At 45.3% G+C, this 13,377-nt stretch carries 15 protein-coding genes and 1 pseudogene; 15 read left to right on the top strand and 1 reads right to left on the bottom strand.

Annotated elements, in window-relative coordinates; translation table 11 throughout:
• Positions 1-163: 163 nt before the first annotated feature.
• From PKOR_RS07800 to PKOR_RS07750, 11 genes and pseudogenes are all read left to right on the top strand, one after another.
• Positions 164-829, top strand: a complete 666-nt coding sequence (locus PKOR_RS07800; RefSeq protein ID WP_235337501.1) for a heme exporter protein CcmB — start codon at positions 164-166, stop codon at positions 827-829.
• A gap of 164 nt (positions 830-993) precedes the next feature.
• Positions 994-1,689: pseudogene (locus tag PKOR_RS07795) on the top strand (cytochrome c biogenesis protein); the annotation flags it as partial.
• Positions 1,676-1,942: a CcmD family protein gene (locus tag PKOR_RS07790; RefSeq protein WP_052738766.1), complete on the top strand. Its 267-nt coding sequence runs from the start codon at positions 1,676-1,678 to the stop codon at positions 1,940-1,942. The pseudogene PKOR_RS07795 and the gene PKOR_RS07790, both read left to right, overlap by 14 nt.
• 112 nt (positions 1,943-2,054) lie before the next feature.
• Positions 2,055-2,480 (top strand): cytochrome c maturation protein CcmE domain-containing protein, encoded by a 426-nt coding sequence (locus PKOR_RS07785; protein ID WP_046310059.1) that lies wholly within the window; start codon positions 2,055-2,057, stop codon positions 2,478-2,480.
• A 61-nt stretch (positions 2,481-2,541) separates the two neighbouring features.
• Positions 2,542-5,139, top strand: a complete 2,598-nt coding sequence (ccsA, locus tag PKOR_RS07780) for a cytochrome c biogenesis protein CcsA (RefSeq protein ID WP_046310058.1) — start codon at positions 2,542-2,544, stop codon at positions 5,137-5,139.
• Between the two features lie 116 nt (positions 5,140-5,255).
• Positions 5,256-6,035, top strand: coding sequence for a Rossmann-like and DUF2520 domain-containing protein (locus tag PKOR_RS07775; protein ID WP_046310057.1), 780 nt, complete (start codon positions 5,256-5,258; stop codon positions 6,033-6,035).
• A gap of 107 nt (positions 6,036-6,142) precedes the next feature.
• Positions 6,143-6,472: a 2Fe-2S iron-sulfur cluster-binding protein gene (locus tag PKOR_RS07770; RefSeq protein WP_148561647.1), complete on the top strand. Its 330-nt coding sequence runs from the start codon at positions 6,143-6,145 to the stop codon at positions 6,470-6,472.
• A gap of 73 nt (positions 6,473-6,545) precedes the next feature.
• Positions 6,546-6,782 carry a Fe-S cluster assembly protein IscX gene (gene iscX, locus PKOR_RS07765; RefSeq protein ID WP_046310056.1) on the top strand — a complete coding sequence of 79 codons (237 nt, stop codon included), beginning with the start codon at positions 6,546-6,548 and terminating at the stop codon, positions 6,780-6,782.
• A 134-nt stretch (positions 6,783-6,916) separates the two neighbouring features.
• The gene (locus PKOR_RS07760) at positions 6,917-7,414 is read left to right on the top strand and encodes a KdsC family phosphatase (RefSeq protein ID WP_046310055.1); all 498 of its coding nucleotides are present in this window, start codon (positions 6,917-6,919) and stop codon (positions 7,412-7,414) included.
• A gap of 122 nt (positions 7,415-7,536) precedes the next feature.
• Positions 7,537-7,731, top strand: coding sequence for a cold-shock protein (locus tag PKOR_RS07755; protein ID WP_046310054.1), 195 nt, complete (start codon positions 7,537-7,539; stop codon positions 7,729-7,731).
• 52 nt (positions 7,732-7,783) lie between these two features.
• Entirely contained in the window at positions 7,784-8,686 is a 903-nt protein-coding gene (locus PKOR_RS07750) for a geranylgeranylglycerol-phosphate geranylgeranyltransferase (protein WP_262501852.1), read from the top strand.
• Between the two features lie 59 nt (positions 8,687-8,745).
• Here the strand turns inward: PKOR_RS07750 and PKOR_RS07745 are convergent, their stop codons facing one another.
• Positions 8,746-9,492 carry a T9SS type A sorting domain-containing protein gene (locus PKOR_RS07745; RefSeq protein WP_158453751.1) on the bottom strand — a complete coding sequence of 249 codons (747 nt, stop codon included), beginning with the start codon at positions 9,490-9,492 and terminating at the stop codon, positions 8,746-8,748.
• A 207-nt stretch (positions 9,493-9,699) separates the two neighbouring features.
• On the opposite strand from PKOR_RS07745, the gene PKOR_RS07740 reads away from it, so the two are divergent.
• The 4 genes from PKOR_RS07740 (at position 9,700) to PKOR_RS07725 (ending at position 11,996) form a co-directional block, all read left to right on the top strand.
• Positions 9,700-10,116, top strand: a complete 417-nt coding sequence (locus tag PKOR_RS07740) for a Fur family transcriptional regulator (RefSeq protein WP_046310052.1) — start codon at positions 9,700-9,702, stop codon at positions 10,114-10,116.
• A 68-nt stretch (positions 10,117-10,184) separates the two neighbouring features.
• On the top strand, positions 10,185-10,682 hold the full coding sequence (locus tag PKOR_RS07735) for a DUF4442 domain-containing protein (RefSeq protein WP_046310051.1): 498 nt from the start codon (positions 10,185-10,187) through the stop codon (positions 10,680-10,682).
• 68 nt (positions 10,683-10,750) lie between these two features.
• A complete protein-coding gene (locus PKOR_RS07730) occupies positions 10,751-11,575 on the top strand; it encodes a Cof-type HAD-IIB family hydrolase (RefSeq protein ID WP_046310050.1) in 825 nt (274 codons plus the stop codon).
• A gap of 37 nt (positions 11,576-11,612) precedes the next feature.
• Positions 11,613-11,996 carry an SRPBCC domain-containing protein gene (locus PKOR_RS07725; protein ID WP_046310049.1) on the top strand — a complete coding sequence of 128 codons (384 nt, stop codon included), beginning with the start codon at positions 11,613-11,615 and terminating at the stop codon, positions 11,994-11,996.
• The last annotated feature ends 1,381 nt before the right edge of the window (positions 11,997-13,377 follow it).

Here is a 13,377-nt window from a genome sequence, read left to right as displayed (position 1 = left end):
TCTATAAAACTAAGAGTTCATATGCAGCAGGAGTTTTTACCTTGCCGGCCTGATGCTAGCCAACTAAAGCAGAGCCAGAAACGGCCTTAAAGTGCTTTTATACTTAAAAGTTACCTTCCCACTGTTTTGTGCCTTACCTTTGTGCCAAAATAATAGGACTGTGCTGTTTAAAGAGATTTTATACCTGATCCAGAAGGACCTGGTGCTGGAGTGGCGGCAAAAATACGCACTTAACGGTATGCTGCTGTATGTAGGCAGTGTGGTGTTTGTGTGCTACCTGAGCTTTGGCATGCGCTCCAATATACTGGTGGCCCCGGTATGGAACGCTGTGCTCTGGATCATTCTGCTATTTACTTCGGTTAATGCTATCGCGAAAAGCTTTATGCAGGAGAACCGGGGTCGCCTGTTATACTTTTACTCCATTGTGAGCCCGCAAGGAATTATACTTGCCAAGATTATCTATAACACCCTGCTTATGCTGCTGCTAGCATCCATCTGCTTTGTGTTTTACGGCTTTGTGTTGGGCAACCCGGTGCAGGATGTACCAATGTTTCTGCTCTCCTTAATGCTGGGCGCCATCGGGTTCTCCACCTCTCTGACCATGATCTCAAGCATTGCTTCCAAAGCGGCCAATAGTGGTACGCTTATGGCGGTGCTCAGCTTCCCGGTTATAGTGCCCATGTTACTGATGCTCATCCGGATGTCAAAAAACGCCATGGATGGCCTTGAACGTAGCCTTAGTCTCGACGAACTGCTTACCCTGCTTGCCATAAACATGATCGTGGTCACTGTTTCTTACATCTTATTCCCGTACCTTTGGCGTTCGTAAAGTTACGGATACAGGAAACAGGCTTTCAGGGCGCACATGGGGTGCTTATAGAGGCAGTAAAAAGAACGTTTTTAGTCAAAAAAATGTCTTTTTTTTAGCTGTAACAGCCATTTAACGCTCTACTTAAGCGGAAAACAGCAACAACAGCATACGCCTTATACCTTTGTCTTAAACCAGGTATCATACATAATAAAATGAAAAAGAATTGGTGGAAAATACTGGCAGTGATACTACTGGTTTTTACTGTAGTAGCCGGTATGCTTTCTGAAGTACCACGGCTGGCTATTCTGAACGAGACCATCCGTAACCTCTATTTTCACGTGCCGATGTGGTTCGGCATGATCCTGATCCTACTCATTTCGGTAGTCTACTCTATAAAATACCTCCGCAACCCAACTGTGAAGAATGATGTGATAGCCTATGAGGCAGCCAAGGTAGGTATACTGTTTGGCGTGCTGGGCATCATCACAGGCATGGAGTGGGCTAAATTTACCTGGGGCGAGTACTGGAGCAATGACCCAAAACAGAATGCTTCGGCCATAGGCTTGCTGATCTACTTTGCTTACCTGGTGCTACGCAGCTCCTTTAGCGAACAACAGCAAAGAGCCCGCATTAGCGCAGTTTACAATATTTTTGCGTTCGCGGCGCTTATACCGCTCTTGTTTATACTTCCACGCCTCACTGATTCACTACACCCGGGCAATGGTGGTAATCCTGGCTTTAATACCTACGACATGGACAGCAGCCTGCGCGTAGTGTTTTACCCTGCCGTGCTTGGCTGGACACTTCTGGGAATCTGGATCGTGAACGTGAAATCGAGATTAGAAATACTGAGACAACGCTTATATGAAACTCTTTAGATTACTAGCCATGTGGTGCTTTATACTTGGCGCCACAGCAGGCTTGCAGCCAGTACAGGCACAGCCTAATCAAACTGAGGTAGAGTTTTCCTCAGCACCTCAAAATGATGTGGAGATGGCTGATACCCTTCGCCAGGATGGCAAAATTTACGTGGTGGTGGTTGTGCTGCTTACCGTTCTGGCTGGCCTGATTGTGTACCTGATTACACTGGACCGCAAGGTGAGCAAGCTGGAGAAGCAAATGCGCGAATAGTTCGGAAAACAAGTATAAAATAAGCCTATTGCCATGGATTTATATTATAACTATGTGTGTTAGGCTTCAGGATAAGAGCATTAAGTATAAAATTTATACGCAACTATAAGAGATGAAAAAGACACACATTGTTGGGATTTTGGTGATTGCCGTGGCAATCGTTATCATCATGTCTTCTGTAGGCGACGCCAGCACTTATGTTTCTTTTGGCGAAGCTATTGAGCGCGCCGAAGACGGCGACATGACAAAGGTACACGTGGTGGGCCGCCTAAAAAAAGATATGCAGGGCCATATTGTAGGCATGAACTACGACCCGCTTGTAGACCCGAACTACTTTACTTTTATGCTGGTAGACACTAACCGGGTTGAGCAAAAAGTGGTGTACTTTAACCCAAAACCTCAGGACTTTGAGCGCTCTGAACAGGTGGTTATCACCGGTAACATGCAGAATAATGTGTTTGTAGCTGATAAAATCCTGCTGAAGTGCCCATCTAAATACGTTGAGAAGGAAATCCAGCAGAATACTGCAAGCCTTTAGCTTATAGTTAGAAAGTACAGCTTTCTAACCTTTTAACTCTTTAACTTTCTAACTTCCAAAGATGATTAATACGCTGATTGGGGATATTGGCCATGCGAGTGTGATCCTGGCCTTTGTGGCGGCCATTGTGTCCTCTTATGCATATTTTATGGCATCTCGTGCTACGGTAGAATTATCCGGCGACAATAGCTGGCGCAAGCTGGCACGCGGGGCTTTTTATGTGCATGGAGCTGCCGTAATGATGATAATATTTGCGCTGTTCAACATTATCCATGAGCACCGATATGAATACTACTACGCCTGGAGCCACTCTTCTAACCACCTGCCGGTACACTACATGATTTCCAGCTTCTGGGAAGGCCAGGAAGGTTCGTTCCTTCTCTGGATCTTCTGGCATGTGCTGCTGGGCGTGGTGTTGATTAACACCGGTAAGACGTCTAAAGTATGGGAAGCTCCGGTGATGGGTGTCTTCTCTTTTGTGCAGCTCTTCCTCACTTCCATGATTCTGGGTGTGGTGATCGGCGACCTGAAAATAGGCTCCTCTCCCTTCATCCTGATGCGTGACTTCATGTCAGATGCTCCGGTATTTGCCATGGACCCTAACTTCGTGCCAGCCGATGGTACAGGACTAAACCCACTGCTGCAGAACTACTGGATGGTAATTCACCCGCCAACGTTGTTCCTTGGCTTTGCTGCCACCTTAGTGCCCTTTGCTTTTGCAATGGCTGGCCTTTGGAAGGGTAAATTCCATGAGTGGATTAAGCCAGCCCTTCCATGGTCGCACTTTGCGGCTGTAACGTTGGGTATCGGTATCATGATGGGTGCCTACTGGGCTTATGAGACGCTTAACTTCGGTGGTTACTGGAACTGGGACCCAGTGGAGAATGCTGTTTACATTCCTTGGTTAGTGCTGGTTGGTGCCATTCATACTATGATCGCCTACAACCGTGGCAGGTCTGGCTTGAAGGCGTCTTTCATTCTTGTTATCACCTCCTTCATACTTATACTTTACGCTACCTTCCTTACCCGAAGTGGCATTTTAGGTAATGCCTCTGTTCACTCATTTACGGACCTAGGCCTGTCAGGACAGCTGTTTACTTACCTGGCTGCATTTGCAGTTCTAGCTGTTGCCCTACTTGCGTACCGCTGGAAGAACATCCCAACGACAGAGAAAGAGCTTACCACTTACAGCGGAGAGTTCTGGGTGTTTATTGGTGCCATTGTACTCTGTCTGGCTGCTTTCCAGGTGCTGTTTACTACTTCTATACCGGTTTATAACTCATTCCTGGGCTTTATTGGGATAGAGTCTAATGCAGCGCTTCCAGCCGACCAAATTGCTCACTACACTAAATTTCAGTTATGGGGCGGTGTAGCGGTAGCCATACTTTCCGGTATAGGTCAGCTGCTGTGGTGGCGAAAAGGCGAAAAAGGAAGTTTCGTGGACGCAATCATGCTACCAGGTATGCTTACCCTGCTGTTTGCCAGCTTAATCATCGTACTTTCGAAGATGGGTATGCTGCACGAAACAATGGACAACCCAGTGTTTATCGTGTTGCTGGTAGCTTCGCTGTTCGCTGTGTTCGCAAACCTGAGCATTATCCTAAGCCTGCTTCATAAGAAGATAAGCCTTTCTGGCGGAGCCGTGGCTCACATAGGCATAGCCCTGATGTTACTAGGCATCCTGTTCTCTTCTGGCTATGATAACATCATCTCCCAAAACACTTCTGGCTTGGTATACTCCAGAGAGTTTCCGGATGAGATTAATCGCGATAACGTACTGCTGTGGCGCAACAGCCCGGTAGATATGGATAAGTACACCGTGAGCTATCACGGGCAGTTCCAGGAGGTAAAAGGTGTACCAGGTTATATAAACCGCGAGTTACTCTTTCCTACCAGCGATCCATACAAAGCCATTGCACGCGGGCCGATTAAGGTAGAAGACAAAGTATACTATGAGACAGGCGATACACTGGAGCTTTACTCTCCGGAGAACACCTACTACCAGGTACAGTACAAGGAGCGCGAAGGCGATAATACCTTTACGCTTTACCCACGTGCGCAGGTAAACCCGAACATGGGCCTATTAGCCTCTCCGGATATCAAGCACTTTGCTAATAAAGATTTATACACGCACGTGTCTTCCATCCCGGATCCAAATGAGGAGAAAGAGTGGGGCGAGTTGCAGGAGTATGATCTTGCTGCCGGTGATACCATCATCCTGAACGACTATATAGCTGTCTTCAATGGTGTTGAGCAGATAAAGCAGGTACCAGGTGTAGCACTAGAGGCAGGCGACGTGGCTGTACAGGCTGACTTCAAGATCTTCGGTGAGCGCAAAGAATATCATGCGCACCCAGTGCTGATGATCAAGAACCAGATGCTAGGCCGTGTACCGGAAGAAGTTGCCGACCTTGGTTTACGCCTTACGTTCATGAACATCGACACTGAAAATAACAAGTTCAAAATTGGAATAAACGCCTCGCAGAAGGACTACATCATCCTAAAGGCAGTAGAGAAACCATTCGTGAACATTCTGTGGATCGGTACAATTGTTATGTCAATAGGATTTGTGATGGCTATTGTTCGTCGCAAAGACAATGGCGGAAATAAAGCCAAGCCAGCAGCTCCTAAACAGAAAAGAAAAGTACAGGCAGCGTAATTAACTGCCTGTATAGAACTATATGAAAAGCCTTTGCTAGTGTAGCAAAGGCTTTTTTGTTTTATAGCACCGGCAATTTAACTTGCCAAGGCAGTAAGCACAAAACCAACAGAAGTATGAACATAGCTATGATTGGTGCAGGAAACGTGGCCTGGCACCTGGCGCAGGCACTACAAGCAGCAGGACACACACTAACCGCTGTCTACAGCCGTACTGCAACACATCGTGAAGAACTAGCTCAGCTTCTGTCACAGGCACAGCCCATAGCTACGCTTGACCTCAACACTATACCTGTAGATATAGTGTTGATTGCTGTTCCGGACGCAGCGCTAGCACCTGTAGCATCAGCACTACAGGTGGCACCAGGCACAGTGGTGGCACATACTTCTGGCTCTCAACCTCTCGCTATACTTAATGCCATAGCTAATGCCCGCAAAGGAGTGTTCTATCCGCTTCAGACTTTTTCCAAAACCAAAGCAGTTGATTTTAAGCAAGTGCCAATGCTGGTAGAGGCTCAGGATAGTGCGACTTTGCAAGAACTAGTGGCGCTGGCGCAATCTATAAGCAAGACGATAGAAGCAGTTGCATCAGATAGCAGAAAGCAGCTGCACCTGGCTGCTGTGTTTGCCTGTAACTTCACCAATCACCTGCTGGGCATCAGCCAACAGATACTGCAGGAAGCAAATCTGCCACACCACCTGCTGCACCCTCTGATACAGGAGACTATAGCCAAAGCCATGCAACACAACCCTTACACCGTGCAAACAGGCCCCGCTATACGCCATGACGAGAATGTTATTCAGGAGCACCTGCACATGCTACAGCAACACCCCCGCCTGCAAGAATTATACAGGCTGCTCACGCACAGTATACAGGCCACTGCAGACAATAGCTAACCATTTTCTGCTATTACCTGTTAAACTACTGCCAGTGGATAACAAAGGTATACTTTGATTAGGCTTTCTGGCTTTGTAACTTTGCACTTTAGCATAAAGACACAGACATGAAAGTTGTAAATATAACGTTTAAGTTCGCTGACGGCTCTCCAGACGAGACACATCCGGCTGTAGAAGGTGAATCAGTGTTGGATGTAGCCCTGAACAATAATATTAAGCTGCAGCACAACTGTGGTGGTGTATGCGGTTGCAGTACCTGCCATGTGTATATCGAGGCCGGCATGGATGACCTGCCAGAAATTTCCGATAAGGAAGAAGATTACATAGACCGCGCTATCGATCCTCGTATTAACTCCCGCCTGGGCTGCCAGTGTGTGGTACAAGGCAACGAGGATGTCGTGGTAACCATTCCAGAACAAGATTTTTTGGGTCATTAATCTGAATAGAAAACACAATAAGCATTTACCGCGCGTGAGCGCGGCAAGTGGTATAAGATAACAAATAAGAAGTATGAGCTACGAGCCACCAATACACTGGAACGATTACGAGGACATCGCCATGGCCCTTTATGAGAAGTTTGGCGACGATTTTACTGAATCAAAGATTTACCGCATCCGCTTTACAGACCTACTGGAGTGGGTACTGTCTTTGCCAAACTTTGAAGGCAAGCGCGAAGAGGCTAATGAAGGTCACCTGGAGCAAATTCAGGCGGCTTGGGTTTATGAATGGCGCGATAACCAAGATTAAAACCCGCACTCTCAGCATAAATTAGAAATTATCTATATTTTTAAAGGCTCTTTCTGACAAAGAGCCTTTTTCTTTTTTCAGGCGTAAGAGCCGAGTTGGTTTTTGCTTAATTCTCTTTTCTATAACTCAAACATATGTCCATTACCCAAACAGACCTTACCCGCATCAACACCTTTATTTTTGATGTAGACGGCGTGTTGACAGATGGTTTACTTTATTGCTTTGCCGATGGTGAACAGGTGCGAGCATTCAATATCAAAGATGGCTTTGCCATCAAGCATGCCATCAGCCAAGGGTTTCGAGTAGCTATTATTTCTGGTAAAAACGAGCCTGGTGTGCGCCGCCGCCTGGAGCAATTGGGAATAGAGGATATCTTTCTGGGGATAGAAGATAAAGTAGAGGCCATGGAGGACTACTTATACATGCAAGGCATACACCCGGCTACTGTGGCCTATATGGGCGATGATATGCCAGATTACGAGGTAATGCAACGCTGTGGCCTACGCGCCTGCCCCGCTGATGCTGCTGAGGACATTCAAGCTATCTCTACCTTCATCTCCACTAAAAACGGTGGTAGAGGCGCTGTGCGGGAACTGATCGAAAGTATTATGAAGGCACAGGATAATTGGTAGTTAAACTTTGTTTAGACTTTTTCCGAAAAATATAGAAGATTTTTCTTAATACCTTATTGCATATATAGAAAATAATTTTTAGTTTACCATCAGTTTAATTACTATTAACAGTTCAATTTCTTATGAAGACAGGAAAAGTAAAATTCTTTATTGAGTCAAAAGGCTTTGGCTTTATTACTGAGGACGAGACAAACGAAGATTTCTTTGTGCACGTTACCGGCCTAAATGGCTTACAGATTCAGCAAAACGACCGCGTAGAATTCGACACGGTAGAAGGCAAAAAAGGAATCAACGCTGTAAACGTGAAGAAGTTCTAAACAACTATACTTTACTGGTACAGGAAAAGCCCCTTCTGCAGGGGCTTTTTTATTGCTCCCTCGCAACCACATCGTAACTTTACCCCAGAATAAGCCTGCACTCCTACAGCCCGTGAAATCGATACTGACTCTGATACGTGCCCGCAACCTGGTGATGATTGTAATGAGTCAGGCGCTCGTACAGGCATGTTTATTGGCTCCGGGAGTAGAATGGCAAAGGCTGCTGGATGCCAATTTTTGGCTGCTGGTGCTCTCTACTGTGTGTATTGCTGCTGCAGGCTATATCATCAACGATTACTACGATGTAAAGATCGACGCCATTAACAAGCCTGAAAGGCTGTTGGTAGGCCGAAGTATACGCAGGCGCCGAGCTATGTTTGCTCACATGATTTTATCAGGCGTAGGCATATTGCTCGGCCTGCTGCTCTCTATACCTGTGGCAATTATTAACTTAGGGGCAGTACTACTACTCTGGGGTTATTCAGCAAGGCTGAAGAAGCTGCTGCTCGTTGGTAACGTCGTTATTGCCTTGCTATCGGCATCTATGTTACTGGTGGTGGCAGTTTATGCCGATACACTTAACCGCATTACGCTTGGCTACGCCTTCTTTGCTTTACTCATTTCCCTGATTCGCGAGATAATTAAAGATATAGAGGATATGAAAGGCGATGCCTCTTTTGAGTGCCGGACTCTACCTATTGTAGCCGGGGTGCGCGGAGCCAAACTAGTGCTGTACCCGCTTCTGGCTATCTTCCAGGCCTTTGTTATTGTTGTAGCTCTGCATCCTGCTTCTAAGCTTCTTTTTGATGCTTACATGATCGTATTGGTGCTGGTCCCAAGTGTGTGGCTGGTCATAAAGCTGGTTCGGGCCGATCGTAAGCGGGACTTTTCCTTCCTCAGCAACCTGAATAAGCTTATTATGCTTACTGGTATTCTCTCTATGCTTTTGCTATAGCATAAAAAAGCCTGGAGTGCTAACCCCAGGCTAAAGCGTAATTAATAACAAGGCGAAAGCTATCTTACAATCAGGCGGCTAGATGCCACATCGTTTTCGGCCATAACTTTCACAAAATAAGTGCCACGAGCGTACTTCTGCGTGTTGATTTCCACAATACCGTTTGCCTTATTCAGCTCCATCACTTTGCGGCCAAGGATATCCATCACAGCTACATCAGCATTGCGGATGGTGCCCAGGTTCAGTCTCACTGTACCTTGCGATACAGTTGGATAAACGGCCACGCGCGTACCTCCGATCATATCATCGATCCCTGCCACAGTGCCAACTACCACAGTCTCTGTAACAGTTACAAGTCTAACATTATCATTGCGCTGCAGAATAAGGTCATACTTGTAAGTACCTGGTGCCGAAAAATTAATCTTAAAATATTCTTGATATGAAGCTGCCATTTCCTCACCACCTTCCGGACCTACCATAGCAATACTGTCCTCAAAGGTTACCGGCACGTAAACAGCTTCTTCCTCATTAGTTGCTTCTCTGTTTGAGTTGTAGAACAGTGTGAAATTTTCACTATGCGCTGGATTATGAAGCTTGATCAATAGGTTTGCCGCTTCTCCTGCACGATCAAAAGAGTTGATGTATGCCTGCCAAAAAACATCTTCGCCAACTACAAGTCCTCCCTGTTCAGAGATAACATCAAGTGTGCCGTTTACAGTAGGCTCATTGATTGTCTGCGCCTTACTAATGCCTGTTGCTAACACAATGGCCATAACTGTCGCAATAAAATGTAGAGCTGTTTTCATTTTAAAAAATTTTAACATTTCTATATTAGGTATGATTATAAGGTTTAAGGTAATAGTATTAGCTTTCATACGTAAAAGGACTGTTTTTGCTCAGCTTTTTCTATACTTTTTTTACTATATAGGCATTCAGGATATTTAAGGTTTATTGCTTTTTAGAGGTAAGTAAGTATATTTGATGTTGTTAGTTGACTGGGAATAGCAATAAAGATGGACAAAGCGCAACAGCTGCTATCAGAATATGGATTACGCAAAACAGGATGTCGGCTGGAGGTGCTGCGCCAGTTTATGCAGAATGACTTTGCGCTGTCGCATGCGGAGTTAGAGAAGCTTATCGGTAACAGCTACGACCGTGTTACCATTTATCGCACCTTATACTCCTTCGAAGAGAAGGGCCTGATCCATAGTATCAACGATGTGGCTGGCTCTGTTAAGTTCGCTCTTTGCAAAGCAGATGCTTGCTCGCAGCACCAGCACCAGGATAACCATATACACTTTAACTGTACCTCCTGCGGGCAAACCTTTTGCCTTAATGAGGTAAACATACCTATGCTTGTGCTACCTGAGGGGTACAAAGCAGAGCGTCTGCACTTCTCTGCCGAGGGAGTATGCAAAGGGTGTAGCTAAACCTACCCTTGCTGCTGGGGGCTCCTCCCCTAGCCCTAGCTTATATATCAAGTATAAACCTACTCCTGATGTCACAGCAAAACCAAGCAGATGCTTTTTGTAAGTTGGTTAGGTCACCGGTAAAGTTTCGCCTTTTTTTGTTGGCTAAACTACCCATGGCTTACCTGGCGGGTTTGCGCATTGCTACCCTCACCTCTGAGCTGGCATCCGTAACAATACCTTACAAGTACATTAATAAAAACCCCTTCAACTCCATTTACTTTGCCTGCTTAAGTATGGCCGCCGAGCTGTCAACAGGCGCTTTGTGCATGATGTATGTATATAGGGCTCATCCGGCCATATCAATGCTGGTGGTGCACATGGAGGCAGATTTTACTAAGAAGGCTGTGGGCACAATTACCTTTACTTGCCAAGATGGGCAACTTATACAGCAAGCTGTTGAAACGACTAAAGCAGCCGGGCAAGGTGTAACAGTAACAGCTACCAGTATAGGCACTGATGAACGTGGCGAACAAGTGGCCATATTTCGCTATACCTGGTCACTGAAAGCAAAGACCGGGAGCTAACTTCTTGAAGTTAACTGGCTTTTGGATAGCTATACTTGTAACTTGCAGGCAACAACAAACAACTTAGCATGAAATTTCGAGCTATTTGTACCGATATAGATGGCACATTGCTAAACAGCGAACGCCAGCTGTCGCAGCGTACTATCGACACCTTCAAAAATCTGGATAAAGATGTTCCTGTTATTCTGGCTTCCTCCCGTATGCCGAGCGCCATGCGTCACCTGCAGCAGGAGCTGGGTATTCTGCACCAACCACTTATCAGTTTTAACGGGGGGTATGTAATTCATTTTGAGGATGGAAAAACAAAGCCTATCCCGTTGGATTCGGTTCAGATACCTTCAGCTGTGTGCCAAACTATCCACGATTTTGCAAAAGGTACTGATATACATGTAAGCCTTTATGAGCAGGACAACTGGTACGCCCCTACCTTCGACTACTGGGCCGAACGTGAGGAGCGTGTTACAAAAGTATCTCCGGTAATAGCAGACCTAGCACCTATACTAGAGAGCTGGCACCAGGCAGAAACCGGAGCGCACAAAGTAATGTGTATGGGGCCTGCCGACGAAATCGATGCCCTACAGCAGGAGCTGAACAATAATTACGCTGACCAGGTGCATGCTTACCGCTCCAAAGACACTTACCTGGAGATTGCGCCACGCGTTATTTCCAAAGCTACTGCGTTGGAGCTGTTGCTAAAAGAACGCTTTGGTATAGCCATGCATGAGGCAATGGCCTTCGGCGATAACTACAACGATATACACATGCTTCAGGAAGTAGGTAAAGGTATAGCCGTTGGAAATGCCCGCGAGGAAGTAAAAGCAGCAGCGGATGAAGTTACTCTTAACAGTGTGGACGATGGCGTGGCTGTAGCCATTGAGAAGTATTTCCTATAAAGCAGGAGTAAAAAGCTATAGGCATCAAAGAATCAACATGAAAGACTATAAGAAATATTTTATTATACCTGCCGAACCGGAGGAAGTGTATGCGGCCCTTACAAACCCCTACACTATACAGCTATGGACAGGTGAGCCAGCCGAAATGTCTACAGAACCGGGTTCTGAGTTCTCGCTCTGGGAAGGTAGCATTGTGGGTAAAAACCTGGAGTTTGAGGAAGGCAAAAAGATTATGCAGCAGTGGTACTTCGGAGAGCAGGAAGAGCCTTCTATTGTAACCATCAAACTGCACCCACATGAGCATGGCACCTCGGCAGAGCTTCGGCATACCAGCATTCCTGATGATGCATTCGAAGACATTACAGAAGGATGGAATGACACATACTTTGCTGCGCTGATTGATTTCTATGAAGGAGAGTAGCTGGGGTACACTATGATTCAAAATATTCTTGGCAACGAGACGAAGCGTAGCATTAGAACGAAACACTCTATTTATGCTTTTCTGGTTAGCCTAATGTGTTCTCTATTCTGCTTCTTCCTGCACATCTTGCCGTCAGTTAACAGTATGATAAACCTTGAGGTGCCTTCAAACGCGCAGAAACCTCTCATATCAGATGAGTATTTATCAACTGTTGTTGAGTACCACAAAGAGCATCCGGCATTTGCAAAGCGCCCCTTAACAACGTACTTGTTAGAACAACTTGATAGCAACTCTTGCTTAAGCAAAGGTGAGTCTTTTACAGTCGTGAACTTCATCTTGCTATTTCTCTGTGGCTTATCTATATATTCATATTCGGTCTACATAGGCAATCACCCAAGAAATGCGGTTCTGAGTATAGTTTGTTTCTTTCTTAGTTTTAGTATACTCTTTGCATTTTTTCCTCCAATCTACTCCTATGATGAGCCTTTACACTATTTTTTAGTCTACCTCAGCTTAATTGCACTAACCAAAGGAAAGTGGCTGCTTTACATTTTGTTGTTTTCTCTTAGCTTAATTACTAGGGAAAGTAGCCTGCTTCTTTTACCCGGCTTGGCTTTGATGACCGTTAATATGTTCAGTAGCCGACTGCACTGCCTCAGGAAGCTTTTCTTCATATTTCTGCCAATCATTCCTTATGCTGTATATCTGTTTATATTCATAGCAGAAACAGATATAGAGGCGTCATCAAAGCAAGACCTTATGACACGTTTGTTGCATTTTCATTACAACTTCCAGAGCCCCAAATTCATAGTAGAATCTATCATGTCACTTTTTCTTGCCATTGGCATTCAAAGCTATTTGCTATATAGCTATTTAAGCCGGAACCGGCTCACCACTTCTGAGAGAATACTTGTGAATGCTTTTCTTCTAGTCACGGTGCTTAACACAGCTGTAGTATTCTTAACTACTTGGGCTAGAGAGACAAGGCTGTTTACTCTCCCATTGATTTTTCTATGGCCTATTCTGGCAAAAATAGTGAGCAGCGAGTACCGTTATATTCGAACTAAGTTATCAAAATACAAGATATGTGAACTTTTCAGCTATATCTTATTGCTTTTAGTTCTAATTACCTTAAGCACCTTGGTTACTAATAAAGTGTACTTCCAGACTATTGGCAGTATGACGGACAACTTTTTCAACGAATATTCAGCTGCAGCTTCACTTCTGCTGTTTTTTCACTTTATATTTCGCTTCTTGCTTAAGCCTAGGACGCACCAAACAAGTAATATGTAGGAAAAAAGAGTCCTGAATAAGCAAATTGTGGCACTACATACTTTCGTACTTCCTTGCATACATCTGAGCAGAACCCACTATATTTGCA

The organism is Pontibacter korlensis, assembly GCF_000973725.1.
GTDB lineage: Bacteria > Bacteroidota > Bacteroidia > Cytophagales > Hymenobacteraceae > Pontibacter > Pontibacter korlensis.
Note: the sequence above shows the minus strand (reverse complement) of the source record. Positions and strands in the feature narration are given on the sequence as shown.